Annotated in this window: 16 protein-coding genes; 11 read left to right on the forward strand and 5 right to left on the reverse strand. The window is 70.4% G+C overall.

The annotated features are described in order from the left end of the window. Window positions 1-3 precede the first annotated feature (3 nt). The 3 genes from QTI68_RS17930 to QTI68_RS17940 are packed head-to-tail and all read right to left on the reverse strand — an operon-like array spanning window position 4 to window position 2,461. Window positions 4-741, reverse strand: coding sequence for an FAD-binding oxidoreductase (locus QTI68_RS17930; RefSeq protein ID WP_286523242.1), 738 nt, complete (start codon window positions 739-741; stop codon window positions 4-6). Beyond that, window positions 738-1,346 (reverse strand): sulfite oxidase-like oxidoreductase, encoded by a 609-nt coding sequence (locus QTI68_RS17935; protein WP_286523243.1) that lies wholly within the window; start codon window positions 1,344-1,346, stop codon window positions 738-740. Before QTI68_RS17935 ends, QTI68_RS17930 begins: the two co-directional genes overlap by 4 nt. A gap of 38 nt (window positions 1,347-1,384) precedes the next feature. Beyond that, entirely contained in the window at window positions 1,385-2,461 is a 1,077-nt protein-coding gene (locus tag QTI68_RS17940; protein ID WP_286523245.1) for an aromatic ring-hydroxylating dioxygenase subunit alpha, read from the reverse strand. Window positions 2,462-2,736: 275 nt separating this feature from the next. On the opposite strand from QTI68_RS17940, the gene QTI68_RS17945 reads away from it, so the two are divergent. The 9 genes from QTI68_RS17945 (at window position 2,737) to QTI68_RS17985 (ending at window position 14,409) form a co-directional block, all read left to right on the forward strand. Then, window positions 2,737-3,765, forward strand: a complete 1,029-nt coding sequence (locus QTI68_RS17945) for an ABC transporter substrate-binding protein (protein WP_286523247.1) — start codon at window positions 2,737-2,739, stop codon at window positions 3,763-3,765. After that, window positions 3,762-4,283, forward strand: coding sequence for a nucleoside deaminase (locus QTI68_RS17950; protein WP_286523249.1), 522 nt, complete (start codon window positions 3,762-3,764; stop codon window positions 4,281-4,283). The genes QTI68_RS17945 and QTI68_RS17950 overlap by 4 nt, the downstream gene beginning before the upstream one ends. A 153-nt stretch (window positions 4,284-4,436) precedes the next feature. After that, window positions 4,437-5,198, forward strand: a complete 762-nt coding sequence (locus tag QTI68_RS17955; protein WP_286523251.1) for an SDR family NAD(P)-dependent oxidoreductase — start codon at window positions 4,437-4,439, stop codon at window positions 5,196-5,198. Then, on the forward strand, window positions 5,195-5,962 hold the full coding sequence (locus QTI68_RS17960; protein WP_286523252.1) for an SDR family NAD(P)-dependent oxidoreductase: 768 nt from the start codon (window positions 5,195-5,197) through the stop codon (window positions 5,960-5,962). Before QTI68_RS17955 ends, QTI68_RS17960 begins: the two co-directional genes overlap by 4 nt. Window positions 5,963-5,993: 31 nt before the next feature. Then, the gene (locus tag QTI68_RS17965) at window positions 5,994-7,127 is read left to right on the forward strand and encodes a DUF5938 domain-containing protein (protein WP_286523253.1); all 1,134 of its coding nucleotides are present in this window, start codon (window positions 5,994-5,996) and stop codon (window positions 7,125-7,127) included. A gap of 14 nt (window positions 7,128-7,141) precedes the next feature. Next, a complete protein-coding gene (locus QTI68_RS17970) occupies window positions 7,142-9,022 on the forward strand; it encodes an acyl-CoA synthetase (RefSeq protein WP_286523255.1) in 1,881 nt (626 codons plus the stop codon). A gap of 110 nt (window positions 9,023-9,132) precedes the next feature. Then, window positions 9,133-11,820: a winged helix-turn-helix domain-containing protein gene (locus QTI68_RS17975; protein WP_286523257.1), complete on the forward strand. Its 2,688-nt coding sequence runs from the start codon at window positions 9,133-9,135 to the stop codon at window positions 11,818-11,820. Window positions 11,821-11,839: 19 nt separating this feature from the next. Next, window positions 11,840-12,670 carry an urease accessory protein UreD gene (locus QTI68_RS17980; RefSeq protein ID WP_286523259.1) on the forward strand — a complete coding sequence of 277 codons (831 nt, stop codon included), beginning with the start codon at window positions 11,840-11,842 and terminating at the stop codon, window positions 12,668-12,670. A gap of 317 nt (window positions 12,671-12,987) precedes the next feature. Beyond that, complete coding sequence (locus QTI68_RS17985) at window positions 12,988-14,409, forward strand: MFS transporter (protein ID WP_286523260.1); 1,422 nt, start codon at window positions 12,988-12,990, stop codon at window positions 14,407-14,409. 62 nt (window positions 14,410-14,471) lie between these two features. Here the strand turns inward: QTI68_RS17985 and QTI68_RS17990 are convergent, their stop codons facing one another. Further along, window positions 14,472-15,680: a YVTN family beta-propeller repeat protein gene (locus QTI68_RS17990; protein WP_286523262.1), complete on the reverse strand. Its 1,209-nt coding sequence runs from the start codon at window positions 15,678-15,680 to the stop codon at window positions 14,472-14,474. Between the two features lie 127 nt (window positions 15,681-15,807). Here QTI68_RS17990 and QTI68_RS17995 point away from each other — a divergent pair, with 127 nt between their 5' ends. Together QTI68_RS17995 and QTI68_RS18000 are read left to right on the forward strand one after the other, a co-directional pair. Next, window positions 15,808-16,362, forward strand: a complete 555-nt coding sequence (locus QTI68_RS17995; protein WP_286523263.1) for a sigma-70 family RNA polymerase sigma factor — start codon at window positions 15,808-15,810, stop codon at window positions 16,360-16,362. Continuing rightward, the gene (locus tag QTI68_RS18000) at window positions 16,349-17,023 is read left to right on the forward strand and encodes an anti-sigma factor family protein (RefSeq protein WP_286523265.1); all 675 of its coding nucleotides are present in this window, start codon (window positions 16,349-16,351) and stop codon (window positions 17,021-17,023) included. Before QTI68_RS17995 ends, QTI68_RS18000 begins: the two co-directional genes overlap by 14 nt. Here QTI68_RS18000 and urtE read toward each other — a convergent pair whose 3' ends face one another. Next, window positions 17,024-17,716 carry an urea ABC transporter ATP-binding subunit UrtE gene (urtE, locus tag QTI68_RS18005; protein ID WP_286504985.1) on the reverse strand — a complete coding sequence of 231 codons (693 nt, stop codon included), beginning with the start codon at window positions 17,714-17,716 and terminating at the stop codon, window positions 17,024-17,026. Window positions 17,717-17,720: the final 4 nt, after the last annotated feature.

Here is a 17,720-nt window from a genome sequence, read left to right on the forward strand (position 1 = left end):
AATTCATTCGGCGCCACCATAGCGCTCGGTGCGGATCATGCCCGCTGTGAGCGTGGCATCGGCCAGCCCCCGGGTCACGCCCTCGACGAAGCGGTTCGAGCCGCACACGAAGACGTGGCGCGGCACATGGCCCCAGCGCGCGATCAGTTCCCTCAGCGCCGGGGCATCGAGCCGCTGCGTCCGGTCGGCGGGCCGGTGGGCGGGACCGCGCGTGATCGCGGCAACGAATCGGAAATCCGCGCGGCTCGCTTCGAGTCGCTCCAGCTCTTCGCCGAAGGGCAGTTCGTCCCACGTGCGAGCCGAACAGACCAGCATCATCGGGAGACCGGCCGCGGCGCGTCCCCAGTCGCGCACCATCGCCATCAGCGGCGCGATGCCCGAGCCGCCCGCCACGAGCAGCACAGGCCCGCCGTCCCCGGCGCGCCAGATGAAATGGCCGCCCAGCGGACCGCGCACCTCGATGGCGTCGCCGGCTTGGGCGATGTCGTGGAAATACGGCGAGACCTCGCCATCGTCGAGCTTCTCGATGATCAGCTCGACCGGCTGTCCGGGCGCCGAGGCGATCGAATAGCTGCGCTGTGCCGCGTAGCCGTCGGGCGCGGTCAGGCGCACGTCGACATGCTGGCCCGCCACATGCCGCGCCAGGTCCGCCTTCAGGATCACGCTGACGATGCGCGGCGTCAGCGGCGCGATGCGCTCGATCACCGCCTCCTGCCAGCGCGTGGGCCCCTGCGCGCTCACGGATCGTCCGAGTAGCGCTGCTGCTTCCACGGGTCGCCACGCATGTGATAGCCGCGCAGCTCCCAGAAGCCGGCCTCGTCGCGCGCCGTGAAGCGCAGGCCCTTGAGCCACTTGGCGCTCTTCCAGAAGTACAGGTGCGGCACCAGCAGCCGGGCCGGCCCGCCGTGCTCGGCCGTGAGCGGCTGGCCGTCGAAATGGGTCGCCACCATGGCCCGGCCGCCGACCAGGTCGGCCACCGGCACGTTGGTGTCGTAGTCGTCGTGCGAGAGCGCCAGCAAGAAAGCACTGGGCGGCGCCACGCCCGCGGCGGCCAGCAGGTCGTCGATGCTCACGCCCTCCCACCGGGTGTCGAACTTGGACCAGGTCGTGACGCAATGGATGTCGCCCTGCCACTGCGTGCGCGGCAGCGCCTGGAACTCGGCCCAGTTCCAGCTCGCGAGCGGACGCGGTCCCTGGCTCAGCGTGAAGCGCCAGGCTGCGAGATCGACCTCGGGTGTCGGCCCCTTGGCCAGCACCGGAAAGTCGTCGGTCTCGAACTGGCCGGGCGGCAGGCGGCGGGCAAAGGCAGCGGTCGGACGTCGTCCTGTGAATCCACGCGTGACCATCGGCACTCCTTCGATTGGAGCGCCATGGTAGCGCCGCTTCAGGCGGCTTGCTGCAGCGGCACGACGCGCATGCCGCGATGCACCTCGACCTCGCCGTGCTTCGCCAGCAGTTGCATCAGGTGCTTGCGGATCAGCATGCCCGGGCGGTCGGACTCCATCGAATACTCAACCCCTCGCCGTCGCGTGTCGACCAGCGCATCGGGGTCGGTCGACTCGAGGATGTCCTTGTCTTCGCGCGTGATCTCCTCGTCGAAGTCGATCAGCATCTGCGCCGCGCAGTCGGCCTCGGTGTCGTTGCGGAACAGCCATTGGCACAGCTGCATGCGGCCGTCGTCGATCGGCGTGAAGCAGTTGATGATGATGTGGCGGATGCCCGAGGGGTATTCGATGTCGAGCCGGCGCGAGAACGGCAGGAAGTAGGCGTTGCGCATGTGGCGGGTGGTGATCGGATCGGTCACGCCACTGATCGCATGAAACTTCACCGGATTGACGGCCTGGATCACGGTCTCGGCGTAGAAGCCCGATTCGTTCTCGACCAGTTCGTACTTGCTCGGCTTCGGGCTCGCGGCCACGCCGAAGGTCGCCCGGTGCACGAAGCTGAAGTGCGAGTTGTCGAAGGAGTTCTCCAGCGCGCGCATCGGGCTGGTCTGCCACTCTTCATAGAACTGGTGGATGGTGCGAAAGCCCGGATCGTCGAACTCCGGGATCGCCGGGATCTCCGCGATCGGCTCATCGAGCGCGACCCAGGCATAGCCGTAGCGCGCGCTGCAGTGGTAGGCGGTGGTCTTGTACTCGGGCGAGATCTTGCGGTCCGGCTCGTACTGCGGGATGCGGATCACCTGGCCGCTGCGGTCGTAGGTCCAGCCGTGGTAGCCGCACTGGATCGCGCCCTGCCCGCAGGCCTTGCCTTCACCGTCGACGCACCAGCCCTTGGACAGCTTCGCAGTGCGGTGGCAGCAGCGGTCGCGCAAGGCGGCGGGCTGGCCGTCGGCATCGAGGAACAGGACGATGTTCTCGCCGAGCAGCGTGAAGGGCTTCGGGCCCTGCTGCAGATCGGCCAGGGGCATGACCGCATGCCAGAACTTGCGGAACACGGGTTGCTGCGTAACGAGCATGAAAAGACTCCTTCGGTTGCGTGAGGACCAACTTGAAAGAGCAATTTCCCGCCATGGCCGCTTGCGCACCAAAGCTGAACGCTTCTACTCTGCGGCGATTCTCATGCAAATTGCGGGCCCGTGGCGCTGGCATGCGTCCTGCATGTCCGCATCCAAGAGTAGAAGCGTTCAGCAGCGCACGCACCCACCCACCGTGCGCCGCCCGGAAATTGCTCTTGAAGTGCCTCGCCGGCCCGGCGGGGTGTTCAAGACCCACGAAATCCGGAGATCACTTCATGCAACGCCGCCACTTCATCGCCACGGGCGCCGCCTGCGCCGCCGCCCTCGCCGCCCCTGCCGTCCTCGCGCAGGGCGGCAAGCCGACGCCGCTCAAGTTCACGCTCGACTTCCGCATCAACGGCCAGACCGCGCCCTTCTTCCTGGCCGAGAGCAAGGGCTACTACAAGGACGAAGGACTCGACGTCACGATCGACACCGGGGCCGGCTCGGTGGCCTCCATCACCCGGATCGCGAGCGGCGTCTACCAGCTCGGGCTCGGCGACATCAGCTCGCTGGTCGAGTTCAATGCGCAGAACCCGGGCACCCCGATGGTGCAGGCGGTCTACCAGTACTACAACCGCGCACCGTTCGTGATCATCGGGCGCAAGGACCGCGGCATCAGCGGCGACCTCAGGAGCCTGCAGGGCAAGAAGGTCGCCGCCGCGGCGGTCGAATCGACCCGCCGCGCCTGGCCGATGGTGGCGCGCAAGCAGGGCATGAAGCCTGACGCCTTCCAGTGGCAGACCACCGACTTCAGCGCCCGCGACAACGTGATGGTGCGCGGCGATGTCGATGCCGCCACCTATTTCCACGACTCCGCGGTCTCGCTGTTCGCGCGCATGAAGGCCGACGAGCTCTCGGTGCTCAAGTACGCGGACGCCGGCGTCAACCTGTACGGCAACGCGATCCTCGCCAGCAGCAACCTGATCGCGCAGAACCCGAAGGCGGTGGCGGCCTTCCTGCGCGCCACCAACCGCGCGATCGTCGAGACCTTCGCCCAGCCGGCGCCCAGCATCGCGGCGATGCGCCAGCGCGAGCCGATCCTCGACCCGAAGATCGAGCTCGATCGCTGGGCCATCACGGCACAGTACGTCGGCGCACCGGACACGCGCGGCCACGGCCTCGGCGACATCCGCAAGCTGCTGCTCGAGCAGCAGGTCGACGAGGTGGCGGAGGTGTTCGGACTCAAGACCAGGCCGTCGGCCGACGCCATCTTCAACAGCTCGATGCTGCCGGCGCGCAATGAACGTAGCATTCAGGCATGAGTTCACTTCTTTCAGAAACCTTTCCCGCCGAGCAGCAGCTCGACGAGCGCGACGGCCGCTACCTGCGCAAGGCCATCGTCTGGTCGCACGCCGGCCGCCGGCGCGGCAACCGGCCCTTTGGCGCGGTGGTGGTCTCGGCCGCCGGCGAAGTGCTGGCCGAGGCCTACTGCAACACCGCCGAGACCGGCGACGTCACGGGCCATGCCGAGGTCAACGCGGTGCGCATGCTCGGCGAGCGCAAGCTGTCGCGCGACGAGCTGGCCGGCGCCACGATCTACTCGTCGGGCGAGCCCTGCGTGATGTGCGCGGGCGCGATCTTCTGGTCGAACATCGGCCGCGTGGTGTTCGGCATCGACGCCGAGCGGCTGCGGGTGTTCCGCGGCGAGCGCGGCGACCAGCGCGATGCCGAGCTGTCCTGCCGCGACGTGTTCCGGGCCTCGCCGCATCCGATCGAATGCATCGGCCCGGCGCTGGTCGACGAAGCCGGCGCCGCCCACGTCGGCGCCTGGAAAACCTGAGCGCACGCTGACTGGCATGTGCTGCGCCGCAGCACGAAAAACCAACCTTTAGGTGGGAGGCAGGCGAAGCCTCCGAGGTTCGAATAGCACCCGGCCACAAACTGCGCCTGCGAGCGCGGCCCGGCCGGACTTTCGAACCCAGGAGACAAACGCATGATCGAACTGCAGGGCCGAAAGGCCCTCATCTCAGGGGCGGCCCAGGGGCTCGGGCGCGCCATCGCCGGGCTCTTCGTCGAACGCGGCGCGCAGGTGATGCTCGCCGACATCGACGAGGCTGGTGCCGCCAAGGCCGCCGACGAACTCGGGCCGATGGCCCGGTCGGTGCGGTGCGACGTCACGAAGGCGGCCGACTGGGCCCGCGCCGTCGAGGCCACCACCGCCGCTTTCGGCGGCCTCGACACGCTGGTCAACAACGCCGGCATCGAGATCGTCAAGCCGCTGTTCGAGCAGACCGAGGAAGAAGTCGGCCGGCTCATGAACATCAACGTGATGGGCGTCTTCCTCGGCATGAAGAGCGCCCTGGGGCCGTTGGTCGCGTCGGGCAAGGGCTCGGTGGTCAACATCTCGTCGCTGGCCGGCACCAACGGCGTGCCGCTGTTCGGCTCCTATGCGGCGTCGAAGTCGGCGGTGATCCAGCTCACGCGCACCGCCGCGGCCGAACTGAAGCCGACCGGCATCCGGGTCAACGCGGTGTGCCCGGGCTTCGTCGGCACGGCGATGGTCGACCGGCTCATACCCACCGTCGAAGCCATCGTCGGCGTGCCGTTCAGCGCGCTGGTCGCGGCCAAGCAGCTGCGGCTCGGCACGTCGCTCGAAGTGGCCGAGATGACCGCCTTCCTCGCCTCCGACGCCGCCAGCTGGACCACCGGCTCCCACTACATCCTGGACGGCGGCCTGTCTGCCGGATTGCTATGAGCAAGTTGCTGCTTCAAGACAAGGTCGCGATCGTCACCGGCGCGGGGCGCGGGCTCGGCGAGGCCATCGCACGCGCCTACGCCGCCGAGGGCGCCAAGGTCATCGTGTCGGACATCGACGCCGAGGCGGCGCGGAAGGTCGCGGCATCGCTGCAGGGCGCCAGCGCGGTGGCCTGCGACGTGCGGGTGCCGGCCCAGGTCGAGGCGCTAGTCGCCGCGGCCACCCAGCAGCACGGCCGACTCGACATCATGGTCGCCAACGCCGGCGTCGCCATGCTCTCGCCGCTGGTCGCCACGAGCTACGAGCAATGGCGCGAGGTGACATCGGTCAACCTCGACGGCGTGTTCCTCTGCATCCGCTATGCGGCGCCGGCGATGATCGCTGCGGGCGGCGGCGCCATCGTCACGATGGCCTCGGTCACGGCGAAGGCGGCTTGCCCTCTGATCGGCAGCTATGCGGCGGCCAAGGCCGGCGTCGTCTCGCTCACGCAGACCGCCGCCACCGAGCTGCGTGCGCACAACATCCGGGTCAACGCGATCCTGCCGGCCTTCATCGAGACCGACATGGTCAAGCCGCGCAAGAAGGAGTTCGAGCAGATGCTCGGCATCCCGGACTTCGACGCGGTCATTGCACAGCGCCAGGGGCGCTACGGCACGCCGCAGGAGGTGGCCAACCTGGCCGTCTTCCTGGCCTCGGAGCGGGCCAGCTTCTCGAACGGCAGCCCCTTCGTGCTGGACGGCGGCGTGAGCTCGTCCCTTCTCTGAACCCATCCAACAGACCCGGGGAACCCACACCATGAGCAGCAACAAGAAGCCCGTCATCGTCTACGGCGCCAGCGGCTACACCGGCCGGCTGATCTGCGAATACCTGCGCGAGTACGGCGTGCCCTTCATCGCGGCCGGCCGCAGCGCGGAGAAGCTGGACGCGGCCATGAAGGCGAATGTGGCCGGCATCGAGACCGCGGACTATGAAGTCGTCGAGGTGGCGCACACCACCGAGGCGCTGACCAAGCTCTTCACCGGCGCATCGGTGGTGCTGAACACGGTCGGCCCGTTCGCCCGGTTCGGCCCCGAAGTGGTGAAGGCCTGCCTGGCCGCCAAGTGCCACTACACCGACACCACCGGCGAGCAGGACTGGCTGATCACGCTCGAGGAAGAGTTCGGCGCCAGCTTCGCGCAAGCCGGGCTGCTGCTGTCGCCCGGGCTGGCGCAGATGTACACCACCGGCGAGATCGCGGCGCAGCTCTGCCTGGAAACACCGGGCCTGGACACCCTGGACATCGCGGTGTTCTGGGGCGGCAGCCCGACGATCGCATCGACGCAGACCATCCTGGTCAATGCCGCGACGTCGAAGGCCTTCTTCCTGCACCAGAACAAGATGGTCGAGTGGCAGCCCGACGCCGGCCTCTACAGCCTGGCCATTCCCGGCCAGCACGAGATGGCGCTGGCGCTGCCGTGGGGCGGCACCTCGCATCCGGTGTGGTTCCGCAAGGACCCGCGGGTCGCCAACGTCAAGGTGCTGGGCGGCGTGTTCAACAAGCCGCTGATGCTGGGCGTGCCGCAGATCGTCGCGGCCGCGCTGAAAGCCACCGAAGGCATGAAGCCGGACGAGCGCTACGCCGCACTGGCGCAGACCGCCGCCGGCGTGATGAACAGCATGCCCCCGCGCGAGAACCCGCGGCTGAACAAGTCGGTCGACTCGGTGCACGCCACCGGGCCGCTGGGCCGCGCGCATTGCGTCATCTTCGGCAACTGCAACTACAAGCAGACCGGCCTGCTGCAGGCGCATGCCGCCTACTCATTGCTGCAGCAGCCGCCGAAGCGGGTCGGCTTCGCCTCCGGCTGCCAGGCCTTCGGACACCATGAACTGCTCGGCGTGCTGCGCAGCTTCGGACTGGTGGCCAAGCCCGAACTCACGGTCCAGACCTGAAGCGGCCGCCGCAGATGACGAGCCTTCGCGCGCCCCTGCGCAACCTGGCCGACGTCGAGGCGCTGGAGGCCGTGCCGATCGAGGCCCGCCTCGAGCGGCCGGTGTCGAGCTACGCCGCCATCGCGCGGCAAGCGGCGGCCACGCCCGGCGCACCGGCCCTGACCTTCGTGCCGACCGGCGACCCGGCGGACGGCGAAACGCGCTTCGACTACGCCACGCTGCTGCAGCGAATCACGCAAGCGGCCAACGTCTTCGCGGGCCTGGGCGTGGGGCGCGGCGACGTCGTTTCGTACTTGCTGCCGAACCTGCCCGAGACGCACTTCACGCTCTGGGGCGCGGAGGCCGTGGGCATCGTGAACCCGGTCAACCCGTTCCTCGAAGTCGAGCACATGGCCGGCATCCTCAACGCCGCGGGCACGGTGGTTCTGGTGGCGCAGGGGCGGCAGGCGCAGCCCGGAATCTGGGAAAAGGTCGAGGCCCTGCGCGAGCGCGTGCCGACGCTGCGCGCCGTCCTGCGCATCGGCGGTCTCGGGCTGTGTCCGCCCTGGGCGCTGGACTTCGACGCGCTGCTGGCCCAGCAGCCGGGCGACAGGCTGCTGGGCACGCCGCCGGGGGGCGAGGACGTGGCCTCGTACTTCCACACCGGCGGCACCACCGGCACGCCCAAGCTGGCGCGCCGCACCCATTTCAACGAAGCCGCCAATGCCTGGTCGCTGACCACCGTCGCCGACATCGGCGCCGGCGACACGCTGTTGTGCGGGCTGCCGCTGTTCCACTCGAATGCGATGCTGATCACCGGGCTCGCCGCCTTCGGCGTCGGCGCGCACGTGGTGCTGCTGTCGCCCTCGGGCTATCGCGACCCGCGCACCTTCGCGGCCTTCTGGCGGTCGGTCGAGCGCTATCGGGCGACCTTCTTCAGCGCGGTGCCGACGGTGCTGTCCGCCCTGCTCAACGTGCCGCGCGACGGCGCCGACATCGGTTCGCTGCGGTTCGCGATCTGCGGCGCCGCGCCGCTCGCGCCCGAGCTGTTCCAGCGCTTCGAGCAGGCCACGGGCCTCAAGCTGCTCGAGGGCTACGGCATGACCGAGGCGACCTGCGTCAGCTCGATCAACCCGCGCGACGGCGAACGCGCGATCGGCTCCATCGGCCTGCGCCTGCCCTACCAGCAGATGAAAGTGGCGCAACTCGGCGCCGACGGCGAGATGGAGCGCGAGGCGGCGGTCGACGAGATCGGCACGATCCTGCTGCGCGGCCCCTTCGTCTTCGCGGGCTACGTGAAGGACAGCGACAACCGCGGCGTCTGCCTGGCTGACGGCTGGCTCAACACCGGCGACCTCGGCCGGCAGGATGCCAAGGGCTACTTCTGGCTGACCGGCCGGGCCAAGGACCTGATCATCCGCGGCGGCCACAACATCGACCCCGCCATGATCGAGGAAGGCCTGATGCGCCATCCGGCGGTCGATATCGCGGCCGCCGTGGGCAAGCCCGATGCGCGCGCCGGCGAGCTGCCGATCGCCTACGTGACCTTGCGCAAGGGCGCCCAGTGCGATCCGGCCGAGTTGCTCGCGCATGCGCGCAGCACGATCACCGAGCGGGCGGCGGTGCCGGTCGAGGTGGTGGTGCTCGACGCGATGCCGCTGACCGCGGTCAACAAGATTTTCAAGCCCGCGCTGCGCCAGCAGGCGATCGCGCGGGCGCTGGCCGAGGCGGTGCGCGCCGCCTGCGGCGAGGTCGAGGTGCAGGTCGCGGTCGAGCCGCATCCGAAGCACGGGCTGGAAGCCCGCATCACCGCCGCACGGCCCGGCGGGCCGGGGGCCGAAGCGCGCATGCAGGCGGCGGAGGCCGGGCTGGCCGCCCTGCCGGTGCACTGGACGCTTGCCTGGCGCACCGGATGAGGCACACTACTCGCCCCTCGTTGCAGCAAGGAACCCCCATGGCGCGGGCGACAGGCAGATCGGGAGACAGAGACAGAGACAGAGACAGAGACAGGCCCACATCGGCGGCCGTGCTGGTCGAATCGAAGCTCGCGCCGCCGCAGCTGTCGCTGCGCCTGCTCGCGCGTTCCGCGCTCTCGACGCGGCTGCACGCGGGCCTGATGCAGCGCGTGATCAGCGCGACCGCGCCGGCCGGCTACGGCAAGACCACGGCACTGGCCCAGTTCGTGGCACAGCTGGAGCCACACGGCATCACCTGCGCCTGGCTCAGCCTCGACGCCGAGGACAACGATCCGCTGCATTTCGTGCGCTATGTCGCGGCCGCCCTGCACCACGCGGATGCCCGGCTCGGCCGCAGCGCGCTCGCACAGACCGACGGCGGCACGATGGCCTCGCCCGATGCGGTGGTCGCCTCGCTGCTGCACGACCTGATGGGCCACGACCATCGACTGCTGCTGGTGCTCGACGACTTCCACCTGGTGCATGACGACGGCGTGCACCGCAAGCTCGAATGGCTGATCGGCCACCTGCCCCCGACCATCGGCCTGGTGATCGCCAGCCGCACCCGGCTGCCGCTGTCGCTGAGCCAGCTGCGGCTGCGCGGCGAGCTGCTCGAACTGGACGCCTCGCACTTCGGGCTCGGTCTCGACGAGGCCGCCGACTTCGTCGGCCGCGTCAGCGGCGCGCCACTGGAGCGCAGCCAGCTCCAGACGCTGCACGAGCGTACCGAAGGCTGGATCGCCGGCCTTCAGCTGGCCTCGCTGGCGTTGCGCGAGAGCGGCGACCGGGGCGCATTCCTGGCGGCCTTCTCGGGCACCGACCGCGACATCACGGACTACCTCGGCGAGCAGGTGCTCGACAGCCTGCGGCCCGCGCTGCGCGATTTCCTGCTCGACACCGCCGGGCTCGACCGCTTCTGCGCCGAGCTCTGCGACGAGGTGCTGCAGCGCGACGACAGCCATGCGATGCTGGCCGAGATCCAGGCCCGAAACCTGTTTCTCTCGGGGCTCGATCGCTCGCGCACCTGGTTCCGCTACCACCACCTGTTCGCCGACTACCTGCGCGGGCGCGGCAAGGAGCGCCCGGGCGAGGCGGCGCGGGCGATCTGCCTGCGCGCCAGCGACTGGTTCAACCGGCATCGGCTGCCGCACGAGGCGGTGCGCTATGCCTTCGACGGCCAGGACATCGAACGCGCCGCCGACCTGGTGGCTGAATTCTCGGGCGAGCTGGTGCAGTACCGCGGCGAGCACGCCACGCTGCTCGGCTGGCTCACGCGGCTGCCGCAGGCGCTGATCCATGCGCGGCCCAAGATCCGCACCGGCCATGCCTGGTCGCTGGTGCTGACCCGCCGCCATGCCGAGGCCGACCAGGAACTGCGCGCGCTCGAGAGCGCCTGCGTCGACGATGGCGACGACGGCGTGCGCTGCGTGGTCGAGATGATCCGCTGCGTGTACTTCGCACTGTCCGACCAGCCGCTCCTGGCCAAATCCGCGAGCGAGGCCTGGCTCAAGTCCTGGCCCCGGGCCGAAGCCTTCCGCACCGGTGTGGTGGCCAACGTGCTGGCGGCCGGCTGCTCGGCCAGCGACGCCTTCGAGCAGGGCTTGCAGGCGCTGGCGATCGCCCGCCGCGCCTTCGAGGAATGCGGCGCCCACTACGGCCTGGCCTGGGCCAGCGCGCTGGCGATGGTGATCGCGATGCGCCGCGGCGACCTGCCCGAGGCAATGGCCCAGGCCCGCCTCGGCCTGGCGACGGTCGAGCCCAGCCTGGGCGTCGCTTCCTATGCGGGCTCGATGCTGACGCTGCTGGCGGCTGAGGTCTGCTACGAGCAGGGCGAGCTCGCCCAGGCCCAGCACTACCTGGACCTCGGCCTGCCTTTCATCGACGAGCACGGGCTGGTCGAGATGAGCGCCGCCGGCTACCTCACGCGGGCCCGGCTGCTGCGGCTGCGCGGCGAGTTGGCGGCCGCCGACAGCTGCCTGCTCGAAGGCGAATCGCTCGGCCACCGCCTGCGGCTGCCGCGGCTGGCGCGCATCCTGGCCGCCGAGCGCTGCGTGCTGCGCCTTTCGGCGGCCTCGCTCGACGATGCGCTCAAGCTCGCGCAGTCCTACGGCTTCATCGGCCACGGCGGTGCGGCCCCGGCCGGCGCCGTGGCGGCAGAGGAAGACAGCGTCGGCCTGGCCATCCTGCGGCTGCGGCTGGCCCAAGGCGGCGGCGCGCCCGTAGCCGGCGCCCTCAACGATGCGCTGCGGCGCGCCCAGCGCGATGGCCACCAGGCGCAGCAGGCGCGCCTGCTGCTGCTGCGGGCCCTGCACCAGCACCGCTCGCACGATCCGGCCCTGGCCCTGCGCACGCTCGACGATGCGCTGGCCCTGGCGGCCCGCTGCGGCCTGCTGCGCAGCCTGGTCGATGCCGAGCCGCAGCTGCTCGATCTGGTCGAGGCGATCGCCGCCCGCCGGCCGGTGGCGCCGCCCGGCGTCGACGACTACCTGCGCCGCCTGCTCGCAGCGGCGGGCCGCACGCCGGTCGCCGCCGCCGCGCCGGAGCCGCCGCACGAGCGCAGCGAAGCCGAGGAACTGACCGAGCGCGAGATCAAGATCCTGCGGCTTCTCAAGGCCGGCCTCGGCAACCGCGAGCTGGCACAGAGCCTGTTCCTCTCGGAGGCGACGGTGAAATGGCACCTCCACAACATCTTCGCCAAGCTCGGCGTCAAGAACCGGATCGGTGCGCTGGCCCGGGCGCAGGAGAAGTCGCTCCTCTGAGTGCCTACACTCGGTGCCCATGCCCTGGCACGCGCGACTCGACCTCGACTACCAACTTGAACACGCCCGCAGCGTGGCCCGCTTTCGCCACGAAGGCCCGCTGCGGATCCTGCAGAGCCTCTACCCCGAGGGCGATGCGGTCTGCCACAACGTGCTGGTGCACCCACCCGGCGGGCTGGTCGGCGGCGACACGCTGGACATCCGGGTGCGGGCCGCGGCCGGCAGCCACGGGCTGATCACCACGCCCGGCGCCTCGCGCTTCTACCGCTCGGACGGCGAGCTGGCGCTGCAGCGCACCGACCTGCACCTCGAGACCGGTGCCCGACTCGAATGGCTGCCGCTGGAGGCGATCTGCTTCAGCGGCTGCCGGGCCGAGAACCGGCTGACCCTGCGCGTCGCGGAAGGCGCCGAGCTGATCGGCTGGGACGTCACGGCGCTCGGGCTGCCGAACGCGGGCAAGCCCTTCGAGCGCGGCACGCTGCAGCAGCACATCGAGGCGCCGGGCCGATGGCTGGAGCGCGGGCGCATCGACGCCGCCGATGGGCGCCTGCTGCAAAGCCCGCTCGGGCTGGCGGGCCAGCGCTGCCTGGCGTCGATCTTCTTCGTCGCCGGCACGCCGCTGCCGCGCGCCCGGCGCGATGCGGCGCTCGACGCCGCCCGCGCGCTGATCGAGGCGCACGAGCTGAACGAGCGTGCCGGCGCCACCAGCCCGCATCCGGAGATCATCGTGCTGCGCGTCCTGGCCCCGGTGGTCGAGCCGGCGATGCAGCTGCTGCGCCAGGTCTGGAAGGCCTGGCGGGCCGAGCTCTGGCAGATGACCGGCGAGCCGCCGCGCATCTGGTCGATGTAGGGCTCCCGTCCGACGGGGGCGCGCAGCGACACTGCCTATGGCGTGTCCACCCTATTTCCAGGGTCGCGAAGGCATGCCAAGGCGGGCCAATCAAGGCGCGCGACGCCGCATGTGCGTTGGCACATGCAAGGAGTGCAACGCGGAGTGGCCCGCCTTGGCATGCCTTCCCTTCGGGTTGCCCGGCCAAGGGGCCGTCTGCGGCGTTGCCCGCGCTTGCAAGGCTTCGGCCTTGCTGCGCGCAGGCGCCTTGCATCCAGTCCCTTGGCCGGGCAACGCGATCCCTGGAAATAGGGTGAACACGCCCTAGACTGGCCGCGATGACCCGCACCGACATCCCGGCCCGTCTCGACCGCCTGCCCTGGTCGCGCTGGCACTGGCGCGTGGTGATCGCGCTCGGCGTGGCCTGGGTGCTCGACGGGTTGGAGGTGACCCTGGTCGGATCGATCGGCGGCGTGCTCGAACGGCCCGACACCTTGGGCTTGAGCGGGGCCCAGATCGGCTGGACCGGCTCGCTCTACATCGGCGGCGCCGTGATCGGTGCACTGGTGTTCGGTCGCCTGGCCGATCGGCTGGGTCGCAAAAAGCTGTTCCTCATCACGTTGGCGGTCTATGCCGCGGCCACGCTGGCCACCGCCTTCTCGCCCAACTTCGTCTTCTTCGCGCTGTGCCGTTTCGCCACCGGCCTGGGCATCGGCGGCGAGTACGCGGCCATCAATTCGGCCATCGACGAGCTGATCCCCGCGCGGGTGCGCGGCCGCGTCAACCTGGCGATCAACGGCAGCTTCTGGATCGGCGCCGCGCTCGGCGCCGGGCTGAGCCTGTGGCTGCTCGATCCCCAGGTGCTCGGCCCGGTGTGGGGCTGGCGTGCCGCCTTCGGGCTCGGCGCGCTGCTGGCCGTGGCCATCCTGCTGGTGCGGCGCGACGTGCCCGAGAGCCCGCGCTGGCTGATCGCGCACGGCCGCGCCGAGGAGGCCGAGCGCATCGTGCAGCGGATCGAGGCAGAGGTGACCGCGCAGCACGGGCCGCTCGCGCCGGCGGTCGGCCACCTGAGCTTCGGCGGCCGTGCCAGCCCCGCTTGGCGCGAGGTGGCCCAGGTGCTGCTGCGGCGCTACCCGCGGCGCAGCGCGGTGGCGCTGGCATTGATGATTTCGCAGGCCTTCTTCTACAACGCGATCTTCTTCACCTACGCCCTGGTGCTGACCCGCTTCCACGGCGTGCCGGCCGAAAGGGTCGCGCTCTACATCTTCCCCTTCGCGCTCGGCAACGTGCTCGGCCCGCTGCTGCTGGGCCCGCTGTTCGACCGGGTCGGCCGGCGCCAGATGATCGCGCTGACCTATGTGCTGTCGGGCGTCGGCCTGGCGCTGACCGGCTGGGCCTTCATGCAGGGATGGCTCGACGCCCGCAGCCAGGCGCTGTGCTGGTCGGCCGTGTTCTTTCTCGCATCGGCGGCCGCCAGTTCGGCCTACCTCACGGTCAGCGAGGTGTTTCCGCTCGAGATGCGCGCGGTCGCGATCTCGATCTTCTATGCGGTGGGCACCGGCGCCGGCGGATTCGTCGCGCCGGTGCTGTTCGGCGCCCTGATCGACACCGGCAGCCGCGGCGCGGTCGCCGTCGGCTACGCGATCGGCGCCGGGCTGGTGATCTTCGCGGGGCTGCTGGCCTTGCGCTACGCCGTCGACGCCGAGCGCAAGCCGCTGGAGGAAGTGGCGCCGCCGCTCGGCTCGGACCTCACTCGATGATCGCGCGGCCGCGCGCTCGGACCGGGCGCAGCAGTTCCTGTCGAAGATCCTCCAGCACTGAACTACTGCACTGTCACCCGCGCCATCATGTACGGGTGCACCGAACAGACGTAGTCGAATACGCCGGCCTTGGCGAACACGCGGCTGAAGCTCTGCCCCGGCAGCATGTCCGTGGTGCCCGGCGCGCCGTCGTTGAAGGCCAGGCCGTGCGGGGCGCCGTCGTCGTTGGTCCAGGTCACGCTGTCGCCGGCGTTGATGGCGAGTTGCGCCGGCCCGAAGGCGAAGTTGTTGATCGAGACCTTGGCGCTGCCGCCCGCGGCCCGGTGCTGCACCGCCACCTTGCGCGGCGCATTGCCCACCGGGATCGTGACCACCGGGCCGCCCGCGAGGTCGACCAGGCTGACGTCGTTCGATCCCTCGTTGGTGACCAGCACCTTCTTGCCGCCCGGCAGCATGTCGACCCAGTGCGGCTGCTTGCCGACCGCGATGCTGCCGGTCGGCGCCTGGGTCGCCGGGTCGAACAGCATCAGCTCGCCCGGCCCCTGCACCACCACGACGCCGGCGCGCGCGCCGGCAAACAGGTGCGCCACGTGCGGCGAGACGCCGGTCGGAATCTGCGTCAGCAGCTTGTTCGATGCCGTGTCGAAGACCTGCACCGCGCTGAGGCCGGCCATCGTCACATAGAGCGTCTTGCCGTCGGGACTGAGTTCGAGGTCGCGCGGCGTCTTCTCGAGCGGCACGCTCGCGGCCACCGCGCGCGTCGGCAGGTCGATCACCACCAGCGCGAAGCTGCCGGGCGCCTGCGAGGACACGTAGGCCCTCTTGCCGTCCGGAGAGACGGTGAGCGTGTGCGGCTTGGCGACGGGCACGCTCGCCGCGACCGCATGGGTGGCGGCGTCGACGAACGCGACCCGGTCCTCGCCGTTCACGGCCACGAGCAGCCAGCGGCCGTCGGGCGTCAGGGCCAGGCCCTGCGGTCCCTTGCCCACTTCCACGGTGTCGACGATGCGGTCGGTGGCGGTGTCGATCACGCTCAGGCTGGAGGCACTGGCGCCGCTCACGAACACCTGGCGGTCGTTGCGGCCGACCGCGATGCCGTCGGGCCCGGCGGCCACCGGCACGGTCGCGATCAGGCGCTGCGCGCCAGTGTCGATCACGCTGACGGTGTTGTCCTTGAAGTTGCCGACATAGGCCTTGGGACCGGCGGCGAAGGCGGGGTTGGCCAGCATCAGGGCGGCCAGCGCGGTGGCGAGAATCGGATGACGCTTCATGGGGGCTCCTTGAAAACGGGGAAAGGATCAGAATCGCAATGGGCATGACGCAGCCGGCGTCCCGGCTATTCCCGACTTCACGGGAATAAGCAGCGGCCCCGGTCCGTCAAGCAAGGGAAGGAACCCGTTGAACGACCGCACCCGTCGATTCGAAGCCGCGGCCCTGCCGCACCTGCCTGCCGCGTACAACCTCGCGCGCTGGCTGCTGCGCGACGACCGGCAGGCCGAGGACGCCGTGCAGGAGGCCTTTTTGCGCGCCTTCCGCTTCTTTGACGATCTGCGCGGCGATGCGGCCCGCCCCTGGCTGCTGGGCATCGTGCGCAACGCCTGCTACGACTGGATGCGCCAGCACCGCCACCTGGCCGACCAGGTCGAGTTCGACGAGCTGCGCGACAGCGGCGACGCCGCAGCGGCGTTCAGCGACCCCGCGCTGGCCTGGGAACGGCAGGCCCGCGGCCAGCGCGTCGATGCCGCCATCGAAGCCCTGGCGCCGCCGTTCCGCGAGGTCATCGTCCTGCGCGAACTGGAGGAGATGTCGTACGAGGACATCGCGCGCGTCGCCGGCATTCCGATCGGCACCGTGATGTCGCGGCTGTCGCGGGCCCGGGCCCTGCTGCGCACCGCGCTGCAGGCGGAAGTGCCGCACGAACAGAAGCAAGGAAGGCGTGATGCAAACAGTTGACGACGACGAACTGGGGGCGCTGATCCGGCGCGAGGGCACCCGGCACGCGCCGTCCGCGGCGCTGGCCGACCGCATCCGGGCCGACCTGCGGGGCCGGGAGGCGCCCGCGTCGCCGGGCGCCTCCCGATCGCTCCCGGCCCGCTGGCTGCAGGCCCTGGCCCTGTTCGGCGCCGGTGCGGCCACGGCCTGGGGCCTGGCGCTGGCGCTGCTCGTGGCGCCGGTGGCGGACGCCACCGGCGACGCCCTCACCGACAGCCATGTGCGCTCGCTGATGGGCGCGCACCTGGCCGACGTGGCCTCCTCCGACCACCACACGGTCAAGCCCTGGTTCGCCGGCAAGCTGGACTTCTCGCCGCCGGTGGTCGACCTGGCGTCCGACGGCCTGCCGCTTACCGGCGGCCGGCTGGACTACGTCGACGGACATCCGGTCGCCGCACTGGTCTACCAATCGGGCCCGCACGTGATCAACCTGTTCGTCTGGCCCGCGGCCGACGCCAGGGCCCGCGCGCCGCAGTCGCTGGTGAAGCGCGGCTACAACCTGGTGCACTGGACCGAGGGCGGGATGCAGGCCTGGGCGGTGTCGGACCTCAATGCAGCCGAGCTGCAGGCCTTCGCGGTCCTGGCCCGCGAGCGGATGGCGCAGGGCGCCGCGACCCGGTGATCAAATGGCCACCAGCTGGCGCACGCCCTGGGCTTCCATGTCCTTGCCGAGGCCGCGCGCGATCACCTCGCCGCGCTCCATCACGAGGTAGTCGTCCGCCAGCTCCTGGGCGAAGTCGTAGTACTGCTCGCACAGCACGATCGCCATGTCGCCGCGGTCGGCCAGCATGCGGATCACGCGGCCGATGTCCTTGATGATGCTCGGCTGGATGCCTTCGGTGGGCTCGTCGAGGATCAGCAGCTTCGGCTTGGGCGCCAGCGCGCGCGCGATCGCCAGCTGTTGCTGCTGGCCGCCCGAGAGGTCGCCGCCGCGCCGGTTCAGCATCTGCTTGAGCACCGGGAACAGCTCGTAGAGTTCGGGCGGGATCGGCGTGCCGCCCGACTTGTAGGCCAGGCCCATGCGCAGGTTCTCCTCGACCGTCAGGCGGGCGAAGATCTCGCGTCCCTGCGGCACGAAGCCCATGCCGGCGCGGGCCCGCTCGTAGGGCGTCTTCTTCTGGATCGGCGAGCCGTCGAACTCGATGCTGCCGCTCTTGATCGGCACCAGGCCCATCAGCGACTTGAGCAGCGTGGTCTTGCCGACGCCGTTGCGGCCCAGCAGCACCGTGACCTTGCCGAGCCGGGCTTCGAAACTGACGTCGCGCAGGATGTGCGAGCCGCCGTAGTACTGGTGGATGTTCTTGACGCTGAGCATGGTT

The sequence above is a fragment of the Variovorax sp. J31P207 genome (genome assembly GCF_030316965.1).
In the GTDB taxonomy this organism is placed as follows: domain Bacteria; phylum Pseudomonadota; class Gammaproteobacteria; order Burkholderiales; family Burkholderiaceae_C; genus Variovorax; species Variovorax ginsengisoli_B.

Bases quoted from the DNA above. Each gene is read 5' to 3' on its own strand.
- QTI68_RS17935 (WP_286523243.1), bottom strand. From the start codon at position 1,346: ATGGTCACGCGTGGATTCACAGGACGACGTCCGACCGCTGCCTTTGCC.
- QTI68_RS17940 (WP_286523245.1), bottom strand. From the start codon at position 2,461: ATGCTCGTTACGCAGCAACCCGTGTTCCGCAAGTTCTGGCATGCGGTC.
- QTI68_RS17945 (WP_286523247.1), top strand. From the start codon at position 2,737: ATGCAACGCCGCCACTTCATCGCCACGGGCGCCGCCTGCGCCGCCGCC.
- QTI68_RS17950 (WP_286523249.1), top strand. From the start codon at position 3,762: ATGAGTTCACTTCTTTCAGAAACCTTTCCCGCCGAGCAGCAGCTCGAC.
- QTI68_RS17955 (WP_286523251.1), top strand. From the start codon at position 4,437: ATGATCGAACTGCAGGGCCGAAAGGCCCTCATCTCAGGGGCGGCCCAG.
- QTI68_RS17960 (WP_286523252.1), top strand. From the start codon at position 5,195: ATGAGCAAGTTGCTGCTTCAAGACAAGGTCGCGATCGTCACCGGCGCG.
- QTI68_RS17965 (WP_286523253.1), top strand. From the start codon at position 5,994: ATGAGCAGCAACAAGAAGCCCGTCATCGTCTACGGCGCCAGCGGCTAC.
- QTI68_RS17970 (WP_286523255.1), top strand. From the start codon at position 7,142: ATGACGAGCCTTCGCGCGCCCCTGCGCAACCTGGCCGACGTCGAGGCG.
- QTI68_RS17980 (WP_286523259.1), top strand. From the start codon at position 11,840: ATGCCCTGGCACGCGCGACTCGACCTCGACTACCAACTTGAACACGCC.
- QTI68_RS17985 (WP_286523260.1), top strand. From the start codon at position 12,988: ATGACCCGCACCGACATCCCGGCCCGTCTCGACCGCCTGCCCTGGTCG.
- QTI68_RS17990 (WP_286523262.1), bottom strand. From the start codon at position 15,680: ATGAAGCGTCATCCGATTCTCGCCACCGCGCTGGCCGCCCTGATGCTG.
- QTI68_RS18000 (WP_286523265.1), top strand. From the start codon at position 16,349: ATGCAAACAGTTGACGACGACGAACTGGGGGCGCTGATCCGGCGCGAG.
- urtE (WP_286504985.1), bottom strand. From the start codon at position 17,716: ATGCTCAGCGTCAAGAACATCCACCAGTACTACGGCGGCTCGCACATC.